The sequence below is a fragment of the Bacillus sp. cl95 genome (genome assembly GCF_900115925.1).
Classification (GTDB): domain Bacteria; phylum Bacillota; class Bacilli; order Bacillales; family Cytobacillaceae; genus Neobacillus_A.
In genome coordinates this window covers 686,789-710,072 of the sequence record NZ_FOYF01000001.1, presented here as the reverse complement: position 1 = coordinate 710,072, position 23,284 = coordinate 686,789, and the positions used below count along the sequence as shown (strand labels likewise).

General features: G+C 37.1%; 28 protein-coding genes, 1 tRNA gene and 2 pseudogenes. 23 read left to right on the top strand and 8 right to left on the bottom strand.

Annotated features, from left to right (window positions below; translation table 11 throughout):
* From spoVAC to BMZ31_RS03545, 5 genes are all read left to right on the top strand, one after another.
* Nucleotides 1-477 (top strand): stage V sporulation protein AC, encoded by a 477-nt coding sequence (gene spoVAC, locus BMZ31_RS03565; RefSeq protein ID WP_090830337.1) that lies wholly within the window; start codon nucleotides 1-3, stop codon nucleotides 475-477.
* Nucleotides 478-1,488 (top strand): stage V sporulation protein AD, encoded by a 1,011-nt coding sequence (gene spoVAD, locus BMZ31_RS03560; protein WP_090830336.1) that lies wholly within the window; start codon nucleotides 478-480, stop codon nucleotides 1,486-1,488.
* Nucleotides 1,489-1,505: 17 nt separating this feature from the next.
* Nucleotides 1,506-1,862 carry a stage V sporulation protein AE gene (gene spoVAE, locus BMZ31_RS03555; RefSeq protein WP_090830335.1) on the top strand — a complete coding sequence of 119 codons (357 nt, stop codon included), beginning with the start codon at nucleotides 1,506-1,508 and terminating at the stop codon, nucleotides 1,860-1,862.
* Nucleotides 1,863-1,946: 84 nt separating this feature from the next.
* Nucleotides 1,947-2,066 carry a YjcZ family sporulation protein gene (locus BMZ31_RS03550; RefSeq protein WP_139205907.1) on the top strand — a complete coding sequence of 40 codons (120 nt, stop codon included), beginning with the start codon at nucleotides 1,947-1,949 and terminating at the stop codon, nucleotides 2,064-2,066.
* Nucleotides 2,067-2,204: 138 nt separating this feature from the next.
* Nucleotides 2,205-2,459 carry a sporulation-specific transcription regulator SpoVIF gene (locus BMZ31_RS03545; RefSeq protein ID WP_090830333.1) on the top strand — a complete coding sequence of 85 codons (255 nt, stop codon included), beginning with the start codon at nucleotides 2,205-2,207 and terminating at the stop codon, nucleotides 2,457-2,459.
* Between the two features lie 46 nt (nucleotides 2,460-2,505).
* Here the strand turns inward: BMZ31_RS03545 and BMZ31_RS03540 are convergent, their stop codons facing one another.
* Nucleotides 2,506-4,800 (bottom strand): ATP-dependent helicase, encoded by a 2,295-nt coding sequence (locus BMZ31_RS03540; RefSeq protein WP_090830332.1) that lies wholly within the window; start codon nucleotides 4,798-4,800, stop codon nucleotides 2,506-2,508.
* 392 nt (nucleotides 4,801-5,192) lie between these two features.
* Between BMZ31_RS03540 and BMZ31_RS03535 the strand changes: the two genes are divergently transcribed.
* A complete protein-coding gene (locus BMZ31_RS03535) occupies nucleotides 5,193-5,474 on the top strand; it encodes a hypothetical protein (protein ID WP_090830331.1) in 282 nt (93 codons plus the stop codon).
* Nucleotides 5,475-5,490: 16 nt separating this feature from the next.
* Here the strand turns inward: BMZ31_RS03535 and BMZ31_RS03530 are convergent, their stop codons facing one another.
* From BMZ31_RS03530 to BMZ31_RS03515, 4 genes are all read right to left on the bottom strand, one after another.
* Entirely contained in the window at nucleotides 5,491-6,165 is a 675-nt protein-coding gene (locus BMZ31_RS03530) for a DUF421 domain-containing protein (protein ID WP_090830330.1), read from the bottom strand.
* 114 nt (nucleotides 6,166-6,279) lie between these two features.
* Nucleotides 6,280-6,702 (bottom strand): GNAT family N-acetyltransferase, encoded by a 423-nt coding sequence (locus tag BMZ31_RS03525; RefSeq protein WP_090830329.1) that lies wholly within the window; start codon nucleotides 6,700-6,702, stop codon nucleotides 6,280-6,282.
* Between the two features lie 6 nt (nucleotides 6,703-6,708).
* Nucleotides 6,709-7,221 carry a YjcG family protein gene (locus BMZ31_RS03520; RefSeq protein ID WP_090830328.1) on the bottom strand — a complete coding sequence of 171 codons (513 nt, stop codon included), beginning with the start codon at nucleotides 7,219-7,221 and terminating at the stop codon, nucleotides 6,709-6,711.
* A 144-nt stretch (nucleotides 7,222-7,365) separates the two neighbouring features.
* A complete protein-coding gene (locus tag BMZ31_RS03515) occupies nucleotides 7,366-8,088 on the bottom strand; it encodes an alpha/beta hydrolase (protein WP_090830327.1) in 723 nt (240 codons plus the stop codon).
* Nucleotides 8,089-8,536: 448 nt separating this feature from the next.
* Between BMZ31_RS03515 and BMZ31_RS03510 the strand changes: the two genes are divergently transcribed.
* The 6 genes and pseudogenes from BMZ31_RS03510 to BMZ31_RS03485 all read left to right on the top strand — a co-directional run bounded on the left by BMZ31_RS03510 (nucleotide 8,537) and on the right by BMZ31_RS03485 (nucleotide 11,201).
* Nucleotides 8,537-8,609, top strand: a tRNA-Val gene (locus tag BMZ31_RS03510).
* 328 nt (nucleotides 8,610-8,937) lie between these two features.
* A pseudogene (locus BMZ31_RS03505) lies at nucleotides 8,938-9,200 on the top strand (metal-sensitive transcriptional regulator).
* 34 nt (nucleotides 9,201-9,234) lie between these two features.
* Nucleotides 9,235-9,591, top strand: a complete 357-nt coding sequence (locus BMZ31_RS03500) for a rhodanese-like domain-containing protein (RefSeq protein ID WP_090830326.1) — start codon at nucleotides 9,235-9,237, stop codon at nucleotides 9,589-9,591.
* A 94-nt stretch (nucleotides 9,592-9,685) separates the two neighbouring features.
* A pseudogene (locus tag BMZ31_RS03495) lies at nucleotides 9,686-9,920 on the top strand (glutaredoxin family protein).
* A gap of 160 nt (nucleotides 9,921-10,080) precedes the next feature.
* Nucleotides 10,081-10,689: a class I SAM-dependent methyltransferase gene (locus tag BMZ31_RS03490; RefSeq protein WP_090830325.1), complete on the top strand. Its 609-nt coding sequence runs from the start codon at nucleotides 10,081-10,083 to the stop codon at nucleotides 10,687-10,689.
* A gap of 137 nt (nucleotides 10,690-10,826) precedes the next feature.
* Nucleotides 10,827-11,201 (top strand): YidH family protein, encoded by a 375-nt coding sequence (locus tag BMZ31_RS03485; protein WP_090830324.1) that lies wholly within the window; start codon nucleotides 10,827-10,829, stop codon nucleotides 11,199-11,201.
* A 137-nt stretch (nucleotides 11,202-11,338) separates the two neighbouring features.
* Here BMZ31_RS03485 and BMZ31_RS03480 read toward each other — a convergent pair whose 3' ends face one another.
* From BMZ31_RS03480 to BMZ31_RS03470, 3 genes are all read right to left on the bottom strand, one after another.
* Nucleotides 11,339-11,878, bottom strand: coding sequence for an NAD(P)H-dependent oxidoreductase (locus BMZ31_RS03480; protein ID WP_090830323.1), 540 nt, complete (start codon nucleotides 11,876-11,878; stop codon nucleotides 11,339-11,341).
* Between the two features lie 117 nt (nucleotides 11,879-11,995).
* Nucleotides 11,996-12,532 carry an NAD(P)H-dependent oxidoreductase gene (locus BMZ31_RS03475; RefSeq protein WP_090830322.1) on the bottom strand — a complete coding sequence of 179 codons (537 nt, stop codon included), beginning with the start codon at nucleotides 12,530-12,532 and terminating at the stop codon, nucleotides 11,996-11,998.
* 103 nt (nucleotides 12,533-12,635) lie between these two features.
* Nucleotides 12,636-13,058 (bottom strand): MarR family winged helix-turn-helix transcriptional regulator, encoded by a 423-nt coding sequence (locus BMZ31_RS03470; RefSeq protein ID WP_090830321.1) that lies wholly within the window; start codon nucleotides 13,056-13,058, stop codon nucleotides 12,636-12,638.
* 291 nt (nucleotides 13,059-13,349) lie between these two features.
* On the opposite strand from BMZ31_RS03470, the gene BMZ31_RS03465 reads away from it, so the two are divergent.
* The 11 genes from BMZ31_RS03465 (at nucleotide 13,350) to BMZ31_RS03415 (ending at nucleotide 23,279) form a co-directional block, all read left to right on the top strand.
* The gene (locus BMZ31_RS03465) at nucleotides 13,350-13,778 is read left to right on the top strand and encodes a VOC family protein (RefSeq protein ID WP_090830320.1); all 429 of its coding nucleotides are present in this window, start codon (nucleotides 13,350-13,352) and stop codon (nucleotides 13,776-13,778) included.
* 59 nt (nucleotides 13,779-13,837) lie between these two features.
* Nucleotides 13,838-14,545 carry an SDR family oxidoreductase gene (locus BMZ31_RS03460; protein ID WP_090830319.1) on the top strand — a complete coding sequence of 236 codons (708 nt, stop codon included), beginning with the start codon at nucleotides 13,838-13,840 and terminating at the stop codon, nucleotides 14,543-14,545.
* 43 nt (nucleotides 14,546-14,588) lie between these two features.
* Nucleotides 14,589-15,416 carry a methyl-accepting chemotaxis protein gene (locus BMZ31_RS20865; RefSeq protein ID WP_090830318.1) on the top strand — a complete coding sequence of 276 codons (828 nt, stop codon included), beginning with the start codon at nucleotides 14,589-14,591 and terminating at the stop codon, nucleotides 15,414-15,416.
* 27 nt (nucleotides 15,417-15,443) lie between these two features.
* Complete coding sequence (locus BMZ31_RS03450; RefSeq protein WP_090830317.1) at nucleotides 15,444-16,493, top strand: zinc-binding dehydrogenase; 1,050 nt, start codon at nucleotides 15,444-15,446, stop codon at nucleotides 16,491-16,493.
* 54 nt (nucleotides 16,494-16,547) lie between these two features.
* On the top strand, nucleotides 16,548-17,582 hold the full coding sequence (locus BMZ31_RS03445; RefSeq protein WP_090830316.1) for an aldo/keto reductase: 1,035 nt from the start codon (nucleotides 16,548-16,550) through the stop codon (nucleotides 17,580-17,582).
* Nucleotides 17,583-17,809: 227 nt separating this feature from the next.
* Nucleotides 17,810-18,646, top strand: coding sequence for an SDR family oxidoreductase (locus BMZ31_RS03440; protein ID WP_090830315.1), 837 nt, complete (start codon nucleotides 17,810-17,812; stop codon nucleotides 18,644-18,646).
* Nucleotides 18,647-18,704: 58 nt separating this feature from the next.
* Nucleotides 18,705-19,739 (top strand): aldo/keto reductase, encoded by a 1,035-nt coding sequence (locus BMZ31_RS03435; protein ID WP_090830314.1) that lies wholly within the window; start codon nucleotides 18,705-18,707, stop codon nucleotides 19,737-19,739.
* A gap of 20 nt (nucleotides 19,740-19,759) precedes the next feature.
* A complete protein-coding gene (locus BMZ31_RS03430) occupies nucleotides 19,760-20,626 on the top strand; it encodes an SDR family oxidoreductase (RefSeq protein ID WP_090830313.1) in 867 nt (288 codons plus the stop codon).
* Nucleotides 20,623-21,339 carry an NAD(P)H-dependent oxidoreductase gene (locus tag BMZ31_RS03425; protein WP_090830312.1) on the top strand — a complete coding sequence of 239 codons (717 nt, stop codon included), beginning with the start codon at nucleotides 20,623-20,625 and terminating at the stop codon, nucleotides 21,337-21,339. Before BMZ31_RS03430 ends, BMZ31_RS03425 begins: the two co-directional genes overlap by 4 nt.
* Before the next feature lie 106 nt (nucleotides 21,340-21,445).
* The gene (locus tag BMZ31_RS03420) at nucleotides 21,446-21,913 is read left to right on the top strand and encodes a nuclear transport factor 2 family protein (RefSeq protein ID WP_175477986.1); all 468 of its coding nucleotides are present in this window, start codon (nucleotides 21,446-21,448) and stop codon (nucleotides 21,911-21,913) included.
* 379 nt (nucleotides 21,914-22,292) lie between these two features.
* Complete coding sequence (locus BMZ31_RS03415) at nucleotides 22,293-23,279, top strand: aldo/keto reductase (RefSeq protein ID WP_090830310.1); 987 nt, start codon at nucleotides 22,293-22,295, stop codon at nucleotides 23,277-23,279.
* Nucleotides 23,280-23,284 lie beyond the last annotated feature (5 nt).

Here is a 23,284-nt window from a genome sequence, read left to right as displayed (position 1 = left end):
ATGAGCAAAAAACAAGATGAAATGACTCCTGAGCAAAAGCAATATCAGCAACTTGAGCAAAAACATGAGATTCAAAGACCTGTATTAAAAAACTGTATTAAGGCATTTTGGGTTGGAGGACTTATTTGTGTGATTGGTCAAGCAATCAGTTACTTTTATATCTATTTCTTCAATTTTACAGAACAGACGGCAGGTAATCCGACAGTTGCGACGATGGTTTTTATTTCAATGCTTCTAACTGGTTTTGGAATTTATGATCGTTTAGGACAGTTTGCTGGGGCTGGGAGTGCTGTTCCGGTTACGGGATTCGGAAATGCTGTTATTTCTGCAGCTATCGAGCATCGGACAGAAGGTTTTGTCCTTGGGGTTGGAGGAAACATGTTCAAGTTGGCGGGGTCTGTCATTCTATTCGGAGTGGTATCTGCTTTCTTCGTTGCACTCATTAAAACGTTGCTCATCATTTGGGGGGTGCTATAGTTGCTTAAGGGAAAACAGACATGGCATTTCAATAACAAGCCCATTATCACAGCAACAGGAGTTAGTGGCGGACCTTTTGAAAAAAACGGAAAGTTATCCTCTGATTTTGATATTCTTCATGATGACTTGTGGATGGGAAAAGAGTCTTATGAAAAAGCTCATCGACTATTAATTGAGGAAGCTATTGAAACTGCTATGCAAAAAGGGAACGTAAAAAAAGATGATATTCAATTCCTGATTGCTGGGGATCTCATTAATCAAATAACTCCATCAAGTTTTGCCGCAAGGACACATGAATTACCGTATTTCGGTATTTTTGGAGCGTGCTCTACTTCGATGGAAGGTCTGGCATTGGCTTCGTTTATCGTGAATCATAATGGAGCAAAGCACATTATCACAGGTGCTTCTAGTCATAATGCAGCCGTCGAAAAACAATTTCGTTATCCGACCGAATATGGTGGTCAAAAACCACCAACTGCGCAGTGGACTGTTACGGGAGCGGGGATGGCCTTAGTTTCAGGTCACGGAAATCGAGGAACCGATCCATATACGACTTATGCCACAATCGGCAAAGTAATTGATATGGGGTTAACGGATCCATTTAATATGGGTGGTGCAATGGCTCCTGCAGCCGCAGATACGATCGTTGCTCACTTTAAGGATACCGGTCTTGATCCATCGCACTATGATCTGATCATTACAGGGGATTTAGGGAGAATCGGTCATGATACGGCAATGGAGTTGTTGCAAAAAGAAGGATTAAAGATTAGTCAGGATCAATTCAAGGATTGTGGTCTTTTGCTATATCAAGACGATCAGCCGGTACAATCTGGAGGAAGTGGTGCAGGTTGTTCTGCAACAGTACTATACGGACATTTGCTTAATGAAATGAAGAAAGGTACATACAGGCGTATTCTCGTCGTTGCAACGGGAGCGTTGCTTTCTCCCTTATCATTTCAACAAAATGATAGTATACCTTGTATTGCTCACGCGGTTTCCATTGAGATTTAATAAAGGAGGAGCAAAAGATGTTAGCCATGTTTTTTTGGGCGTTCGTGGTAGGTGGAGCAATTTGCGTTTTTGGTCAGTTGCTTTTTGATGTGGCAAAATTGACGCCAGGGCATACACTTAGTCTTCTGGTTGTTATTGGAGCTGTTTTAGATGGATTAGGACTTTACGAACCATTGGTTGATTTTGCAGGGGCAGGAGCAACCGTCCCGATTACCAGTTTCGGCAATTCTTTGGTTCATGGAGCACTCCAAGAAGCTGAAAAACACGGTCTTGTCGGGGTCTTAACAGGAATGTTTGAAGTGACTAGTTCAGGAATTTCTGCAGCTATTATTTTCGGGTTTATTGGCGCCGTATTATTTAAGCCAAAAGGATAAAAGTTTAGTTTTTTTAAAAGAGCCCATACACTTTTGGTGTTTTGTCATATGTTATAGGGAGACAACAAAAGCGAGGTGACAATCATGGGCTACGGATTTTGCGGAGGCTACGGTTATGGTGGTGGCGGTTACGGTTCCACATTTGTATTGATCGTAGTATTGTTCATTTTGTTAATTATTGTGGGTGCAAGCTTCTATAATTAATAATCATTTAAATGCAAAATGCCACTTTCAATTCGAAAGTGGCATTCGGCTTTTAAAAGAACGCTTGCGCTTTTCTAATCACCATTTCTCCGCTCTTTCATACTATAAAGTAGTTTAAGAAGGAGCGTGATCCTCGATATGGATAATGGATTTTTCAAGAATATTGAAAAGAAGACCGGCGTGAACATGAAAGACATTTTTGAATTGGCCGGCTCATTGCAAAATGCCAACTTTAAAGATGAAGCGACTGTTCGCAATGTAATCAGAAGAGTGTCTCAAATTGCCAACAAAAATGTTCCGAAGGAAACCGAAGATAAGATCGTAAAATCAATTGTGAATGATGGGAAGCAATTAGACATCAATACAATTACGAAAATGATCAACAAGAATTAATAAATAAGAAAGGACTGAACTTAAAAAAGATCAGTCCTTTTTTCTGTTAGCTTCGAAATATTTTTAGAAATCTTGAAACTGCAGCATTTTTTCCGCGCCTTTTTTCAGGTACGGAAATATAAAGCTTTTCCTTTGCTCTTGTAACTGCAACATAGAGGAGTCTTCGTTCTTCTTCAATTGCAGAAGTTTCTCCGTTTCGCAAACTTTCCAGGGCATAATCATGTGGGAGGCTACCATCAACGGCACCCAAAATATACACGGTATTGTATTCCAAGCCTTTGGAACGATGTATTGTACTTAAAGTAATGGCGTTCTCCATTGTCTTGCTCAATTTCTTCATTTCTTTGTTCATTGCTGCCATGTGTTCCGTATGATCAATAAATTCTCTTAAGGTTGTAAAGTTTCGCGCAGCAACCTTTAAGTCTTTAAGGTCATCCGAGCTTCTTTCCATCTTATTTCCTTCGCTGCCCCTCTTCTTTAAGTAATCCTGAAAACCTAAATCCTTTTCAATTACTTCAAGAGCAGAAAGCGGTGTAAGATGTTTCAAAGACCTGACAACACTTGCGGTCTGTCTAAGCTTTCTTTCTTGGAAGGAATGCCCTGTTTTAATGTGAGTGAAAGTTTCAAGAAAACTGCAATCCTGTAGAATGCTTTGAGCTTTGACTTCCTTTAGTACGGATTGTTTAAGGAAGAGTGGTCCAATTATATAGGGAAGCGCATTTTGGTCATCTTCATTCAAACTTAAACGCATAAAGGCAAGCAGACTTTTGACTGTTCTGCGGTCATAAAAACTTTCAGCATCCTGGTCTAATTTAAAAGGAAGGCTTGAATTGGCAAGTCTCTCAAAAATTGCCCGTGCAGCCGAATGGGTTCTATAAAGAATAGCAAAGTCTGAAGGATTTGCCCCTTGTGCGATCTTTTCCTGTAAGTCCGTCACAATCATCGTAGCTTCTTCTTCTTCATCATATGGATAGAATAAAGTTGGAGCATCCGTCCCAGTGAATTGTGCGCTCATTTTTTTGACGCGACGCTGTTTATTGGCAACAATAATTTGATTCGCTGTCGTGACAATTTCATGTGATGAGCGATAATTCTGTGAGAGATGGATTACTTTTGCATCAGGAAAGTCTTTCTCGAACTCCAATAAGTAAGCAGGGTCACTACCACGGAACGAATATATCGATTGGTCGTCATCACCGACTGCACAAACATTTTTATTTACCGAGGAAAATAATTTCACAAGCTCATATTGTACTTTATTAATATCCTGAAATTCATCTACAAGAAAATACTGAAAACGATTTTGATACTTTTCTAATAGTGAAGGGGAAGATTGAAACAATGCGAAACAACCTAAGAGCATATCGTCAAAGTCGAATAAGCCCTCTTTTAATTTTATTTCTTCATAACGATTATATAGGAAGGAGACTTTTTCTTCCCACTCACTAGTTGGTTTCACATCTTTCGGATTCACTAATGAATTTTTCCAAAAACCAATTTGCTGCAAGGCCAAATCGAAGGCAAAATCCTTTTCCGATAAATCTAATTCTTTTCCGGCTTCCTTTACGATCCGGTCTTTTTCCCACTCTCGTTTGAGGAGTTTTTCAGAAGACCATTTTTCAGGAGAGTGGAATAATAGAATGCGATAAAAAATACTATGGAAAGTACCTGACACAAGTTGGCTCACTTTTTCCCTTTTCATGTTGGGATAATACAGCATTCTGTTTTTCATTTCTGCAGCTGCTTTAGAAGTAAAGGTAAGCAACATCATGGTTTTTGGATCGATCTTTTCTGCTTCAAGCATATATGCTGTTCGAGCTGTCAAAACTCTAGTTTTCCCACTGCCAGCCCCTGCTAAAACAAGCAAAGAGCCCTGAGTTTCTATTACGGCTTTAGCCTGACTTTTATCCAAGTTAACACCTTCAGACAAGAGATTGTCCAAGTAATAGGTTCCTTTTGTTACTTCCCTAACAGAAGGAGGAGTAAATTCTCGATGAATGGTCAGAGCTCTTGCAGGCTTAAATGTAGTCGCATCTTCTTTTTGCAGGGTTGCGATTCCACGTGATTGTGGCATGCGAAAACCGTTTCTTTCAATATAGACTGTTTCAGTTGCTGAAGGCTCTTTATCACTATTAATCTCCGAATCTCGGCATGCTGATGATTCCATTTGTAAATGATAGAAATGTGGTTCTTGGGAAATACCGAGATAAAATTTAACTTTTTTATGGCAAACAGGACACGCAAGTTCGCCGTTTTTTCCTGATTGATAGATTTTTTGAAACTCCGATCTATCTAGTTGATCGATATGAATGACACGGTTTTGATAAAAAACGGTTTTCAAGGATGTCCCTCATTTCTTGTTGAAAATAGACTTTGATTTGAAATGAATTCTACTGTGGGAAAAATGATTTCATGGAAGATGAGTGATGAATAAACGAATGGAGTATCATTTGAATTCGTATCTGAAATGACTTATTAAATCTATCTCTACCCCCAAATATGCCACAGAACAACCGTACCTTATGGATATCTAAAAGATCATTTATTTGTTAAAAAGCCATACCGAGCCATTAACCGAATTCATACTTTTAATAAAACAAGACAGACTCTATCATATCAAATTTCTTATCGATTCAAAAGGGAAGATTCTTGTTTCATTCTGGCAAATAAGGGGTAAAGATGGTGAACAAATCATAAACTAATTAGAAATGAAGAATGAAAGAGGTGTTCGATATGGGATATATCATTCCTGTTACCCAATACCAATATATGCAATATCATAATCGTGAAATTGGAACAACAACTGTCCCCCTACATACATATAAGATTGAACGTGTGAGGGTGGTAAACGGGGAAGAGCCGACTCAGGACCATGAGTCCTCATCACAGGAACGCCTTCAAACGGCTCCGCTTAGAGCTCGATCACCTTATAAAAAAATGCTGAATGAGCGCTTGATTGAGAAAGTTTATAGTGAAATTACTGGTAAAGGTAACCTATACAGTAAAAGTGTTTAAAAAAAGAGGGTGAAGCTTAGTATGTTTGAACATGCAAAGCTTCACCCTCTAACCATTCTGCGTAAAGTACTTCTTCCATTGACTGCGCTCCGTATTTCTTAATTTCCTTCAAGAGCCTTTGTTCATCCCAATGAATCATCTGCAAATTATCCTTTATGAGCTCGCCATCCAGGATAATGGTGACGGGAAGAGTCACTTTATCTAGTTTGAGATTTAGGTCCTGTGCTGTTGGATTCGAATAATTAGGTTTTTTCAATACGCTTACTGTTCCATCTGTCTCCAGTATGGCAAATTCACATTCACGGATTGTAAATACATCTCTTGATCGGAGCAGATGTTGGAGCTGGTTAATATCCAGATGATTTTTCTTTAGAACCTTATAATCAATCTTTCCGTTGCGAATAACGATGGAAGGTTCGCCTTCAAGTAGTTTTCTGGTTCCTTTAAATTTCTGCGTAATGATTTCAGTTGCAAATACTAAAGAACCCCATAGAAAAATAGCAGTCAAAATTTCTTTTACACCAATGTTTTCATCAAATAGGGCATTTCCAACTAGTTCTCCAAGGACCAGTGCTGATATGAAATCAAATGTAGTGATTTGTGTAATTGTCGTTTTTCCGAGTATCTTCGTTAGTAAAAATAACGCGACATAACCTACAAATAATTCAAGGAAAATGTGGAAGAACACCATGTCAAATTTCTCCTTTAATGAACGGCATATAGGGTAGTATTTGCTTTAAGTAGGAAATTATCCCATATAAACACAAAAGCTCTTACCTCAATTGAAGGCAAGAGCTTTTAATTTCTATACAGTTTTAATCATCGTACGATGCGGTATGCCAGCATCTAAGAATTCATCAGAAACAGCTTGATATCCAAGTTTTTCATAAAAAGGAATGGCTTGAGTTTGTGCATTTAATTTAAGCTTTTTGAAGCCTTCCTTCACAGCAAAGTTTTCAATAGCTTCCATGATTGCTTTTCCTGATCCACCATGGCGATTTTCTTTCAAGACGCAAATTCTTTCTACTTTCCCATAGTCATCAAGTTCACGAAAACGTCCTGCACCGATTGGTTTACCCTCTTCATAGAGGACAAAATGGGTACAGTCATTTTCGTACTCATCGATTTCTTCTTCCATTGGGACTTGTTGTTCTTCTACAAAGACAGTTTTTCTAATAGCGAAGGCTTCCTCCAGTTGGTCTGGGTTGGTAACAGCTTTTACATTCATGATGTACTATTCCTTTCTAAGACGAAATGTTTCATATACAGTCCATGATCCATTTTCGAGCTGATAAAGGAGGTGGAAACGATCAACTGTCTCTTCATGGTTTACATCAAGCATACGTAATGAACCATAAACATCAGAATGCTCATCGTTTGAAAGCTTCTGTGCGATGGTAATATGAGGCACGAATGCGTATTCTTGTGGTTGAGTCTCAAGCTGTGCATTCATATCGTTGTGTAGCGAATCCAAATATTCCGATGGCTCAACTTTTAAATAAATTACATTATTAACAGGTTGAAATGAACTGATTTTCGTTGTCTTTAATTGAAACGGCTGATATTTCTTGGCAATTTCCCCAAGTTGTTCGGCTAATTTTTTTGCCTCATCTTCAGTTGCTTCAAACGCTGATTTCAACGTCAAATGTGGGGTGATAAGTGAATAATGTGGATCGTAACGCTTTCGATAGGAATTCGCTAAGTCTTGCAGTTTTTTGGAAGGAAAGATAACTACTCCAAATTTCATAGTAAAACCTCCATTATTCTAATATAGGTACTAGGAACTTACTTGGTAGCCAATCTTAATATCATATTATCCATTCGGTTTCGGCTCTTCATCTTCTAGTATAACAAATTTTCCGAATTTACAATATATAAGAGAACTGATTACCTAAAACATGATTTTAAGAGCACGAATCAAGTCTGGTTGCCAATATGTCCATGTATGATCGCCGTTAAATTCATCATAAAAGTATGTAAACGATTTGCTAGTAAATAACTTGTTCAATTCACGATTTGGTTCTAAGAAGTCCAAGATTTTTCCATCGTTAGTCTTTACGGTAATTTCTTCTGTTCCGATGACATGGTAAATGTTCAATAGCTCAGACTTTGTGAAATTTCTAACGGTTTCTAATACCTTGTCATTGACATATGGCGATTGTAACATGACTTTGCCGAATGTATGTGGGTATTGCAGAGCCGCCATAAGAGAAACTGTCGCTCCCAACGAATCCCCAATAAGCGTACGAGTCGTACCCATATGATAGGTAGGGAACTCTTGATCCAAAAATGGAACAAGTTCGTGAGCTAAAAAGCGGATGTACGCTTCATTTTTTTCACCCGAAGGATGATACTTTTCTCGACGGTCATCAACGTTTAAGTAAGGAATACCAACAATGATGACGTTCTCAATTTCTCGATCGTGTAAAAGTTGATCGGCCACTCTACCAATCCGTCCTAGCTGAAAATAGTCCTTCCCATCTTGAGCAATAAGAAGTGAATACTTGTAAAGCGGAGAAAAGTTAGCCGGTAAATATACAAGTATTTGAACATCTTCATTTAAAGCAGTGCTTCTAATCGTTAAGTCTTTAATTGTCCCTTTTGGAATATCCATGGTGATTCCCCCATTCTAGCATCCGTCCATTCCAATACCGGTGATGGGAATGGGATGGGCGGTTTAGGTTTCTTCAGATATAATCTTTTCCAATATTTCTTTTGAATAAAGACCAGCATTGGCATCAAAACTTATTGAAAAATTACTTCTATCTTACCAATATTTCTTCTTTGTTGCCAAAACAACACTTAAGTACTGACTCCGTGTGCTCATTACCTTTTACAATGATCATTTAATCGCATCATACCTTCAATAAGGTAATTTTAAGTCTAAAAGGAGAGAGGATATTTTTCCATTAATATGCCCATCTATCGTAAAAAAGTTTTCTTCTACTATGTAAAAGTTGACGACATTGACATTTTAACAAAAATGAATAAAATAATATATGTCTTCTAATAGGTATTGACAGATAGACACCTACATACTAAAATCAAAGTACATTCAAATCGATCTGTTAGCTCAGTTGGGAGAGCGCAACCTTGACAGGGTTGAGGTCGGGGGTTCGAACCCCTCACAGGTCATCTATGAAAGCTTCCATTCCATTAAGGTTTGGGAGCTTTTTTTATGATGTTTGGTTGTGATAAAGATATATGAATCAGTGATGGATGCATCCTTTTTGGAATGCATCTTTTTATTGAAAAAAATGAATACATCTGTAAAAAGGAGGGAAGTAAGCTTCTACCCATCTATTTTTTATAAATAAAATATATTGACTATATACCTATATGGGTATATAGTTGCATTGTAGCCATTATTGATACATTAAAGAAGTAGTGCTTCTTTAATGATTAAACGAAGAAGTTGAATAGAGTTCATTAATACCTAAAATACCTAAAGGATGTGTAGATGATGGATTATGATGACCAAATAAAGAATCGTCTTAAACGAATCGAAGGACAACTAAGAGGTATTTTGAGGATGATGGATGAAAATAAGGAATGTAAAGATGTATCACCCAATTATCTGCTGCTAGAACTGCAATTGATAGAACAATTGGTGTGGTAGTAAGTTCTAACTTAATTGATTGTGTACGAAATGCCAATAATCAAGAAGGAAAGCCTTCTGTAGAACTACTGAATGAAGCAGTTAATCTCTTAATAAGAAGCAGATAAATAGAAAACAAACAAAGGAATGGTGAGAAGTAATATGGAGTATCTCAATTATGTAGTGATAGGCATATTTGTTTTGTTTATGTTACAGCGTTTATTACCTACAAAAGGGGTTAAACAAATATCTACCTCTGCTCTAAAAAATGAACTAAACGACCAAAATAAGCAGTTTGTTGATGTTCGCACACCTGTTGAGTTTAAAGGGAATCATATTCGAGGATTTAAGAATATCCCTCTTCACCAGTTGGCCAATAATGTGAATGAACTTTCGAAGGAAAAAGAAATTGTGGTCATTTGTCAAAGTGGAATGAGAAGCAATAAGGCTTCTAAATTGCTAAAAAAAAAAGGATTCAAGCAAGTAACTAATGTAAAAGGTGGCATTAGCGCCTGGTAAGATAACTTTACTGTTTTATGCTACTTTGAGACCTTTTCGAAAGTGTAGATTAAACATGCATAAGAAAAATTTACAGAAGAAGGGGATTTTAAGTATGAATTCAATTACCGTTTATACAACAACTCGTTGCCCATATTGTGCTTATGTTAAAGAATTTTTTGACAGAGGAAAATCTTCCTTTTAAAGAAGTTAATCTTGATTCGAAGCCTGAAATGATGCACCAACTTGTTAGAACAACTGGTCAAATGGGTGTTCCTCAAACAGAGGTTAATGGAAAATGGGTTCTGGGTTTTGATACCCATCACATCCTGCAGGCATTGAAAAACTAAAAGAAGTCAGAATTATTTTAGGGGCTAGCAATAGCCCTTTTTTATATTGTAAAGTAGGACGCATATATACTTATACTATTAATGGAAGTACTACTCGGAAATTGAAGTCACTCGAGTATTTCATTCAAGCATTGGATAGGCAAGCTGGAGGAGGTTAAATATGAATCATTGGGACGTTCGTTTTCAAAATGAAGAATTTGTATTTGGTAAGGAACCAAATGTCTTTCTAAAAGAATTCCACTTAAAGATTCCTCTAACGAGTGGTAGAGCATTAGCAATTGCTGAAGGAGAAGGCAGGAATGCTGTGTTCTTGGCTGAGCAAGGAATGCAGGTAACAACATGGGATTATTCAGAAGCAGGTTTAGAGAAGACAAGAAAGCTTGCTAAGGAAAAAGACGTTGTAGTTGAAACTGCACATGTAGATCTCAATCATGCTCCGTGGAAGAAAAATGAGTGGGATGAGATAGTTTGTATCTTTGGTCATTTCCCTAAAGATTTAAGAGAAAAAACGCTACTTAATGTAAGAGAAGCAGTTAAACCGGGTGGATATTTCTTGACGGAAGTTTACTCTGTGTATCAGCTTCCATACCAAAGTGGAGGTCCCCGAGATGAGGCGCTACTATATTCTCCAGAAGATTTATTACAAGTTTTTTCTGATTGGAGAATCGTTCATTTCTTTATGGGCGAAGTGGTCCGTCATGAAGGCGAGGGACACAACGGATTATCTCATGTGATTCAGTGTGTAGCACAAAAACCTATGGCGGAATAATGGTTAGCTTTTTGTTTACTTCATATTTGTTTATTAATAGAAGTGAAGGTATTGAAGAAATGGAATATTAAATTATATACGATAATATATCTAGGAAGACCATCTCGGAAGGCTTCTTAAGATGAAGGAGCGATCAGATGAGAAATGAACAAGAAAACCAACCAACAATCGATTCCAAATACATTCAGCAGCATTTAGCGAACGAACGGACTTATTTGGCTTGGATTCGTACAGCCATTGCAATTATTGGCGTAGGATTCTTGGTGACAAATTTACATTTTAATATGAAGGAAAATCTCTCACCTATTGGTGATGTGCTAGCAAATATGATTGGCATTGCATCTGTAGCATTAGGGATCATTACGATTATCATGGCAACGATTGTGTATTTAATAAAAATCAATACGATTAATTCTCAAACGTTTACGGCCTCGAAAAATTACATTGTTGCTCTCAGTATCTTTATCATTGTCATTTCTTTATTATTTGGTAGCTATTTCCTACTTGCCTAATACATTTTATAAAAGCACTTCTCAAAAAGCATATGCTTAAGAGAAGTGCTTTTATTATTGCAATCCACAATTTGCTTTTTTTAGCTAGGTATCAAGTTATGCTTAATTCTAAGCTATCATTTATGATGCGTTGAAAACTAGCGGCCAGCACGCAAATTTGAATTGGTTACTTTAGTAGCTAGTGCTTCAGCGCTTTCTTGAAGTCTTTCTTCGTTTAATGTCATCATTCCTTGTAATAGGAAAGAAGGTAGGAAATGCATGCCACAAAGGTTTGCTGTCGCTTGGAAGGGACGAGTTAACTCGCTCATGGAATAGTGATTGTAACCACCAGCCTGGTAAGCTTCAGCCGGACCTCCAGAAGAAATAGCCAGCATGATCTCCTTTCCATTAAGCTTTTTACCTTCTGCCCCATAGGCAAAACCGTATTGTAAAACGACATCTTGCCATTGCTTCAATAAAGCAGGTGAACTATACCAATAAAAAGGGAATTGTAAAACGATGCGATCATGCTCTAATAAAAGTTGCTGCTCTTTTTCTACATCAATCTCGAAGTTCGGGTAATGTGCATATAAATCGTGAACCGTTACATTTTCCTCTTGTTGGAGGCGGTTCATCCATGTTTTATTTACTCTCGACTTCTCCAAGTTTGGGTGGGCCACAATGACTAATGTTTTCATCTTTATCACCTTTCTTGTGTGTGCATGCAAGTGAAATTCTTGAATTCCGTCACTTGAAATAAAATAAAGGTATTTCAGAAGGAGAAATACCTTTATTTTATATTTTTTTATCCTTAATTAAGCTTCGATCGTTGATGGCTGAACAACGTGATCAACATATGCTTTAGCACTTTCTGCTAGTTGCTCATCTGAGACATGCATTACACCATTCAAAACAAATAATGGCATAAATTTAGTGCCAATGAGATTGCTTGTCTGTTGAAGAGGAGTTGTTAAAGTCTCCATGGTAAAATTGTTGTAACCAGTAGGTTGGTATGAATCTTTTGGTCCAAAAGTTGAAATGGCAAGACCAAGTTCTTTACCGTGTAGCTTATCTCCGCCTTCTCCGTATGCCCATCCATATGAAAGGACTTCATCTTGCCATTGTTTTAACAAAGCAGGAGTGCTGTACCAGTAAAATGGGAATTGAAGAATAATACGGTCATGTGACTCTAAAAGTTTTTGTTCATGTTCAACATTTATTTTTCCATCAGGATATGCATCATAAAGAGTATGAATTGTAATTTCTTCGTGCTTTTTCAATTCTTCCATCCAAGCACGATTAATTCGGGATTGTTCAAGATTAGGATGTGTGATAATTACAAGTGTTTTCATCAGTAATTCTCCTTTTTCATCTTTTATTGTTTGTACAAGCAAATATAAAGGTAAGATACCTAACTTAATACATTTTTAGTATTCAGCAAAGTATCTTATTTTATTACTTTTCTAATTTGTTTCCTGCATCGTTTATTAACTTATTTAATACTTTTCCTTCTTCTTCACCCAAAATATCTGAGTAAGATCGAAATAATATTTTCCAGCCTTCTTTAATATCTTTAAGAATCGCTTCTCCATTTTCAGTAGGAAAATTTAACGATCTCTTGCCCTCTGTCTTTCGTTCTATCAAGCCTTTTTCAACCAACTTATCAACAAAACGAGTAATTGTAGAAGGCTTGAGATGCAGGGCCTCTGCTAACTCCGATTGTGCAATTCCAGGTTTATCAATAACTAACATCATTAAAAATGCATGAGTCGGAGATAGTCCCGTGATCTTGAAAGAATCTTCAGCCATCTTTGTAATAGCCCGTGATAGCTTATTAACTGTAAAATACAGGCAATTGTCAAAAAAATCATCAATCATAATAAGAACCCCTTACTTTTTGCTTGTACATACAAATTACCGCATACAAATTTATTTGTCAAATGACATGTAGAAAATTTTATTTCTCAGCATTAAATATTTTCGCTAATAGGAATCAATAAAAAAATGTCAATTTATGAAGGAAAAAATTATCTGGGCAAAGATTGATTTTTCAAATATGTTACTTTATTATGATTGTATGTACAAACAACGAATAGGTTGTTTGTATTACAATTATTAATTTAAACAAATAACTCTATCAAAGTGTGAGAATAATTATTTGGAGAGGGTGTGTTTAGAATAAGTGCTATCCCGTTCAATAAGTTGATGTATTTGTATATGGGTACTTCAAATTTTGATACTGATTTTCATTACTACAAATTTGTACTTGGTGGAAAATTACACTGGGCTTTCGACAGATTTGGAGCAAAGGTTGCTGCATTTGAAATCGGGGAGGGACCTCTATTATTAATCGCAGATCACTTAACTCCACCTACGTGTATGCCTATTTATGAAGTGAGTGATTTGGATGGAAAAACAAGAGAATTAAGAAATAGAGGATGGAAAGAAGAAAAAGGACCAATTGAAATACCAAACGGACCTTGTTACATATTTAAGGACTCTAGTGGAAATTGCTTCGGTATTTTTGAAAACATTAGACCTGCTGTTGCAGAGGAGTCTTACAAGGATGAGAAGAATAAATATAGATTTCAAGATTAAGAGAAAAAATTTTTCGGATTGGATTGTATGTACAAACAATTAAAAAGGAGCTGAACATTGTGTCTCAATATAAGGGAATTGCTCTTATTACCGGTGGAAACAGAGGAATTGGTTTTGAATTAGGCAAACAATTAGCCGTGAAAAATTATCAGGTTATATTAGGCTGCAGAAACAAAGAAAAAGGACAAAATGCTGTTAATTCTTTAAACAAAGCTGGATATGACATGCATGTTGTTGAACTTGATGTTGATCATATTGAAAGCATTCAGAATGCTGTGGAATATGTTCAACAAACATATGGCCGACTTGATGTGTTAATTAATAATGCAGGGGTTTATTTAGATGAGAACCTAAAAATGACTGAAGAAGATCCTGATATTTTAGAACAAACGTTAAGAACCAACGTTTTGGGACCTTTTCATCTAATTCAATCTTTTCTGCCTTTAATGAAGAAAAATAATTATGGGAGAATTGTCAATATTTCTTCTGGTTATGGCCAAATGGATGGGATGGATCATACTGGACCAGGCTCATATAAATTATCCAAACTTGCATTAAATGGACTTACACGTCTTATTGCTGCAGAGGTTCTTGGAAACATCAAAATCAATGCGGTATGTCCAGGGTGGGTTAGGACTGATATGGGTGGTCCTCATGCTCCCAGAAGTGTAGAAGAGGCTGCTCAATCCATATTGTGGCTTACAGAAGTTGATGAAGCTGGGCCAAATGGTGGTTTTTTTAGAAATGGTCAAAAAATCAACTGGTAAATAGATTTGTAAAATATTTCCGATTAAGAAACGAGAGGTTCCTATGTCACAACATCATTTGATTATTGAATCGCTTATAAAGGTCGCTCCAATATTCCAGTCCGCAATACCAACGGACACCTCCATCACTATTGGAAATAAAGACGAAATCCTTGCCTATTTTCCTGGTGAAAAGATAAAGCTTAAGTTAGAACCAGGTATGAAAATAAAACCTGGAACACCTGCGGATGATGTTTTAAAAAATGGAAAACCCATTAGGATGGTCATACCAGCAAATTTGCATGGAGTAGAATTCACAGCAAATCTGCTTCCATTAAAGGATGAAGATGGTCAGGTGATTGGGGTATTGTCACTTGGTATTATGCATCAAAACGAGGAAGAATTATTGAAGATTTCGAATGAAATGACCAATTCTCTGGAATTAGTAAACGAAAATGTAGGAAATGTATCTGGAGGTGCCCAGTCCTTATTTTCACTAACTCGAGATCTTTTACAAAGTTCTGAGGAATCAAGCAAACAGGTGGAAAAAACAAAAGAGGTCATCACTTTTATTAAACAAGTGGCAGATCAAACAAATCTTCTAGGACTAAATGCAGCTATTGAAGCGGCAAGGGCAGGTGAATACGGGAGAGGATTTAGTGTAGTGGCCAATGAAATACGAAAACTTTCCCAACATACCCGTTCCTCTACTGAAACAATTCAAGAAATACTTGAGAACATTAGAAAATCGATGGAGAGTATCAACAAAATGGTACAAAAAATCTCTGATGTAGGAGATGTTCAAAAAGACAATATAAAACAAATTCATGAATCCGTGGAAGAAATACAGCAGATGTCAAAGAGGCTTAATGAATTTGCTAACCTGATTTAAATTTTACAAGCTAAAGGGCGATTTTTGATGAAGAACAAACGTGTAGTTATCCAACATTACGGTGGTGTGGGAGGATTACACATCATTGAAGAAGAGATACCTCTTCCTAAAAAAGGTGAAGTTCGAGTAAAAGTAATAACTGCAGGGGTCTCCTATAATGAGGTAATGCAGCAGGAGGGAGTTTTTAAAAACCCAGCTTTACCTATACCAAAGCTGCCCTATACACCCGGTTATGATATTTACGGAATTATTGAACAGACTGGCTTAAGTGTTGATGAAAAATATATTGGGAAAAGAGTCATTGCTTTAACGGGTACCGGAGGATATGCAAAATATATCAATCTTCCTTTAGAGGAAATGACAATTATTCCAGAAGACTTTGATTTAGATCCAGCTCAAGCAGTCGCTCTTGTTCTAAACTATGTAACAGCCTACCAAATGCTAAAAAGAGTTGCTCGTGCAAAAAAAGGAGAGCGAATTCTGGTCCATGGAGGGGGAGGAGGAGTTGGCTCGGCCCTTTTGGATTTGGGTAGGTTTGCGGGTCTTGAAATGTATGCAACTGCAAGCACTCATAAGCAGAGTTTCATAAAAGGCTATGGCGCTTTTCCTATTGATTATATGAAGGAAGATTTTGTAGAAACCATCAAGGGTCATTCGAGCAATGGGGTAGATATTGTTTTTGATTGTTTCGGAGGATCGGTTTCAACGCGTTCCTATTCATTGTTAAAAGAGAAAGGAAGACTTGTCCTATTTGGAGATTTAGGGAAAATGGCAAATGGGAGACCAGGTAATTTCTTTCAGAATGTAAGAACTATTAGTGGTATTAGTTATTGTCTATTGAAAAATCTAATCCCTTGGAATAATCGAACCGTGTCTTTTTACGGCATTGATGTTTACAAGAAAAAAAATCCTGTTTGGTTTAAAGAGGATCTAAATGAGCTAGTACAGTTATTGTCATCAAAAGAAATTCAACCAAGTATAGCTGAAAAAGTTTCCCTAGAGGGCATTTACTATGCGCATGAACGACTCTCTAAGAGAGATGTCTTAGGAAAATTGATTGTAGATATGACCAAATGATATATAAGCAAGAATGAAGTTAAGTAAAAATCAATAATATAAGGAGGCTTTAGAATGAGATATAAATTATTAGGAAATAGTGGATTGAGAGTTTCAGAGTTAGCTTTGGGAACCATGACATTTGGTGAAGACTGGGGACCTTATGGGGCATCTAAAGAAGAAAGTAGAAAAGTGTTTGAAGCTTATGTGGAAGCTGGTGGCAACTTCATTGACACAGCAAATATTTATTTAAATGGAACAAGTGAAAAATTTGTTGGGGAATTCATTGCACCTATAAGAGAAGAGATGGTTTTAGCCACCAAATATTCGCTCAATTTTCTAAATCCTAATGATCCGAACGCAGGTGGAGGGCATCGGAAAAACCTTGTTCAATCAGTAGAAGCAAGTTTAAAACGATTAAATACAGATTATATTGATGTGTTATGGCTTCATTTTTGGGATATTATGACGCCAGTAGAAGAAGTTATGCGTTCCTTGGATGACTTAGTCCGTTCAGGAAAAGTATTATATGTTGGTATATCGGATGCTCCTGCATGGGTCGTTTCAGAGGCAAATGCAATTGCTAAGTTACGAGGATGGTCCCCATTCATTGGATTGCAAATCCAGTACAGTTTAATTGAAAGAACAGTAGAGCGTGAATTGCTTCCTATGGCAAAGGCATCTGACAGTGGCGTTACAGTCTGGTCTCCTCTAGGACAGGGTTTACTTTCTGGTAAATATACTAAAAAAAGCAGTGATCAAAAGAGGTTGGAAATTCCAAATCCAATGCATAATCAATTCCTAAACGATAGAAATCTTGAAATTGCTAAAGAAGTCGACAAGATTGCAGATGAACTAGGGCGTAGTTCTGCACAAGTGGCGCTAAACTGGGTTAGACAACAACAAGAAAGAGGGGTAATCATCCCGATAATTGGTGCTAGAACAGAAGCTCAATTAAAAGATAATTTAGGTTGTCTTGAGTTTGAACTAGGTGACGAACACATGCAAAGACTAAACGAAATTAGCAAAATTACGTTAGGATTTCCACATGATTTCTTAGCAACAGGACAACAACAGATGTATGCAAAAATTGATAGTCATAGATCATAAAATACAGATATTTTAATCAAAAGGCTCTGTTTAGCGATACTGTTGATATTTGTGAGGAAGGGAATCCGCGAGACTTCTGCGGAAAAACGGGCTGGAAAGACCCCGCAGTGAGGTACGAGCGAAGAGGCTTACCATTTCGTCCGTGGAAAGGGAGTGGATTCTCTAATTTTACTCATAAAAAACAACACTAAACATTAACAGAGCCAATCAAAAAAGGGGAGTTCAACATGGAAAATAAAATTTGTTTGATTACTGGTGGGAATTCAGGTATTGGAAGAGCAACGGCTCTTGAATTAGCTGAAAAGGGAGCTACGGTCGTGATTTTGTGCCGCAGTAAGGAACGCGGAAATGAAGCAGTTAAAGATATTATTGAACAATCTGGTAACAATAAGGTGCACATGCTTGTTGCCGACCTTTCTTCTCAACAAATGGTTCGTCAAGCAGCAGACGAATTTAAACAAAAGTTTGATAAGTTGGATGTATTGATAAACAATGCAGCTGTTTTCTTACCTGAAAGATCAGAAACGGAAGATGGAATTGAAACTACATTTGCTACCAACTATCTTTCTCATTTTTTACTTACCCATCTTTTGCTTGATTCATTAGAAGCAAGTGGTGAAGGCCGTATTATCAATGTTGCTTCAAAGCATAATGGAATTAAGATGAATTTTGATGATTTAATGGTGAAAAATAACTATAAGTTTTATAAAGCTGTAGGACCAACAAAACTTGCTTTAATTTTATTTACGAAAGAGCTTGCAAGAAAATTGGAAGGAAGACCAATCACTGTAAATAGCCTTCACCCCGGCATTATTAAGTCAAACATTATGCATCAGTTGCCTTGGATTTTCCGCAGTATTTTTGGGCTAATGTCAGCTAAAACAGAAAAAGGAGCTAAAACTCCGGTATTTCTTGCAACTGCCCCAGAGGTAAGAGGAGTAAGTGGTCAATTCTTTAATAACTGTAAACCTGAAAACACAACAAAAGAAGCAAACGATCCGAAAGCGGCCAAACAATTATGGGACATAAGCATGAACCTATTAAAGCCGGGTATCTTAAACTAGCATCCATCGTTGATTAAATGATTGATTGTACAAACAAATAAAAAAATAGGTGATAAAAATGAGATATAAATTACTTGGAAAAAGTGGATTAAGAGTTTCAGAACTGGCTCTTGGAACGATGACATTTGGAGAAGATTGGGGATTTGGGGCTTCAAAAGAAGAAAGTAAAAAAATATTTGATCAATTTGTAGAAGCAGGTGGGAATTTCATCGACACTGCTTGCAATTATACGAATGGCACAAGTGAAAAGTTTATAGGTGAGTTCATTCAAGGCAATAGAGAGCAATTCGTGATTGCTACTAAATACTCGCTTTCTACCCGACGTAATGATCCAAACGGTGGGGGAAATCATCGTAAAAACCTTGTTCAAACTATTGAAGGAAGTTTAAAGCGATTAAATACGGACTACATTGATTTATTATGGCTTCATGCTTGGGACTTTACGACACCTATCGAAGAAGTGATGCGTGCTTTGGATGATATGGTTCGAGCAGGTAAAGTTTTATATGTAGGAATCTCTGACACACCAGCATGGATTGTTTCCCAAGCTAATACTTTAGCGATGTTGCGTGGTTGGACGCCATTTATCGGTTTACAAGTGGAATATAATTTACTGCAACGTGCACCAGAACGTGACTTATTACCTATGGCTCGCGCTTTTGATATTGGTGTAACAGCTTGGGCACCGATGGCTGGTGGTGCATTGACAGGAAAGTATCTAAATGACCAATCGAAGGAAGAGTTAAAACGCTTGACTCCAGAAAGCAAAAGATTAAATGACATTAATAGTAAGATTGCAATGGAAGTGGTGAAAATTGCTGGTGAAATTGGCAGTACACCTGCTCAAGTTGCGCTTAATTGGGTACGCCAACAGTCAGGTGTCATGATTCCGATTGTTGGAGCGAGAAAAGTGTCACAGATGACTGATAATCTAGGTGCAGTTGAATTCAAATTATCATCAGAACATCTTCGGAATTTAAATCAAGTAAGCGAAATTGAGCTTGGCTTTCCACACGAATTTTTATCATCTGAACCAGTTAGAAATGCACTGTTTGGTACTACATTTTCAAAAATCGATAACCATAGAAAATAAAGAAATAGAGGTAAAAGAATATGGACACAACAATACTAGTGATTGGTGCAACAGGGAATATCGGTAAAGAATTAACAAAGCTTCTTACCGATAAAGGTTATAAGGTTCGTGTGACCATTCGTCCTACAAGTCAAACAGAGGAATTAAAAGCACTAGGAGTCGAACTGATTCACGCTGATTTACTTGTTCCATCTTCACTGAAAGAAGCTATGAAAGGTATTGAGAAAGTATTTTTTGCGACACCGTTTGTTCCAAACATGGTAGAGCTATCAAGTCATATTATTCAGGCTGCAAAAGAAGCAGGTGTGAAGCATCTTGTGAAAATTTCAGGTGCAGGAGCTGAACTGGAAGCCATCACAATGGCCAAATGGCACCGGACTATTGAAAAAGAAATCGAACAATCAGGGATCGCTTATACCTTCTTACGTCCCAATTCATTTATGCAAAACATCGTCAACTTTAGCTCCCATACAATCAGGGATCACGGTGCATTCTACGCACCTATTGGTGATGGGGAAATTGCTATGGTTGATGCACGTGATGTTGCTAATGTAGCGAATCATGTTTTAACTGAAGAAGGACATGAAAATAAAGCGTATTATTTATCCGGGCCAGAAGCCATTTCTTATCACGAAATTGCAAATATTCTTTCTGATGTGACAGGAAAATCTATAAAATATGTAGATGTTCCAGCTGAAAGTGCTCGTCAATCGATGCTAGATGCAGGTATGCCTGCAGAAACAGTTGATGCATTGGTAGAGTTATATCATATAAACAAAATAGGATATACCGCAGAGGTTTCCAATACAGTAGAAGAAATCATAGGACAAAAAGCAACTTCATTTGAAACGTTCGCTAAAGATTATCAAGAGGCGTTTATAGGATGAATGTGTTAATCGTTTATGCTCACCCGGAGCCGAGGTCGTTTAATGGTGCGTTAAAAGATTTAGCAATCAAAACATTGGAAGAACAAGGTCACTTCGTGAAAGTTTCTGATTTATATGAAATGAATTTTAATCCTGTTGCAAACAAACAGGATTTCTTAGAACTTGAGAACCACGAGTTTTTTAAATATCAAATGGAACAAATAGCAGCCGTGAAAAAAGACACGTTTACTGAAGATATTAAAACGGAAATTGAAAAACTAAAATGGGCTGATTTTGTTCTTTTCCAATTTCCATTATGGTGGTTGTCTGTTCCTGCTATTTTAAAAGGCTGGGTAGACCGTGTTTTTACGATGGGGTGGTTGTATGGGCCTGGCGTAGGTTTATATGATCAAGGTGGATTAAAAGGAAAAAAAGCGATGTTATCTGTTACAACTGGTGGACCTGAGACCATGTTTTCCAAGAATGGAATTAGTGGTGACATGATGGATCAAGTGTTACACCATATTAATCGTGGGATATTGAGCTTTTCGGGAATGGAAGTATTGCCACCATTTGTCAGTTACGGAGCAGCACATCATGAAGAATTACGTAAGCAATACTTAGAAACATTTAAAGAGCGTTTACTTTCTCTTGAAACGACACCATCCACTCCATATCATCCTAATTCGCATTATGATTCAACGATGCAACTTAAGTCAGAGTTCAGAGGGTAAGGCAAGTATAGTGAAGGTTTGATTGCTTCCGTTGGAGAGGACAATTAGAGAAAGTTTTACAATGATAACCCATTTAGTATATTGCTTATTATTAGGGAGTGTAGAAATGGAACAGTTACAAAGATATATTGATCAACAGAAGATCATTTCACAAATAAATAGGGTTGGAACAGCTGCAGATTCACACAAATGGGTAGAGCTAGAAGAAGTGTTTACTGATAAGGTATGGTTAGATTACTCTTCTCTTTCAGGGATAGAGGGTAGTGAAATAAGTAAAAAAGATATTATTCATGCATGGAGCCAATTCTTACCAGGTTTCCAAGCAACGCATCATATGATTACAAACCATGAAGTGGATATTATAGGAAATGAAGCTCAAGCTACTTCTAAAGTACTTGCACTTCACTATTTACCAAACCAATCTAACCATAATACATGGACAGTAGCTGGGGTTTATATGCATCACCTTGTGAAAAACGATGGCAAATGGCTAATTGATCAAATGACATTACAAGCTACTATTATCGATGGAAATAATGATTTACCACAATTAGCACAAGAGAGTAGAAAATAGTCTTATTATAAAAGCATTAAAGAATTGTAGTTGATATGTTACAGTTCATACCATATTTAAATAGATAAATGAAAAAGCGATGCTTCGTAAATTATTTATGCGGCATCTTTTTTTTAGATTAAAAAAACAATGGGCTTAATAAAGAAGTCCCTATGAGATAGCTACTATTATGAAATTTTATGCAAAGAAACATTTGATTCGTTTGATTTTTGGAAAAATGATGAATGCTCGTTGCGTTGGAAAGACTATGTGTGAGGAATATCAAAATTTAGGTTTTTCATCAAGTGACAAAAAATGAAATTTGTCACTTAATATTTGTTATTTTTCTATGATATGATTAACCTATCAAATAAATACAAATAAATTGGAGGTATTTTTTATGGAACATAGAAAAATAGGTCAAAATGATTCATCTATCTCAGCTATTGGTTTAGGTTGTATGGGAATGTCTGATCTTTATGGTGCAGCAGACAGAAAGGAAAGCATTGCAACTATACATGAGGCGCTAGAGAAGGGTATTACTTTATTGGATACAGGAGACTTCTATGGTGTCGGTCATAATGAACTTCTTTTACGTGAAGCATTGCAGGGGCAAAAGCGTGAGAATGCGTTTATTGCCGTCAAAACTGGAGTGTTAAGATCTCCGGATGGCGGATGGATTGGCATGAATAACCGTCCCGAAGCAATCAAGAATGCATTGGCATATACATTACAACGTCTTGGAGTAGATTACATTGACCTTTATCAGCCAGCACGTGTTGATCCAAGTGTACCGATTGAGGAAACTGTAGGTGCTATCGCTGACATGGTGAAGGCTGGATATGTGAAACACATAGGGTTATCTGAGGCAAATGCCGAGACAGTCCGTCGTGCTCATGCCGTTCATCCGATAAGCTGGTTGCAAATCGAATATTCACTATTTAGTCGTGGAATTGAAAAAGAAATCTTACCTACTTTACGTGAACTTGGAATCAGCCTATCTGCTTACGGTGTACTTTCACGTGGATTGTTAAGTGGAAAATGGTCGAAGGATCGTCAAGGTGTTGACTTCCGTTCTTTCGCACCACGTTTTATGGGCGAAAATCTGGATAAGAACTTAGCTCTTGTAGAAGCTTTAAGAGATATCGCAGTAGAAAAACAAGCAAATGTTGCTCAACTTGCCATTGCATGGGTTCTTTCTAAAGGCGAGGATGTAATCCCATTAATCGGTGCTCGCAAACGTTCACAACTACAGGATGCATTAAGCGCAGTGGACTTACAACTTAGCAAATCTGATCTTGAAAGAATTGAAGCTGCTGTGCCTGCAGAAGCTGTTGCTGGTACACGATATGCTGCTGAACAAATGGGGATGTTAGGGGTAGAGTAAGGAGA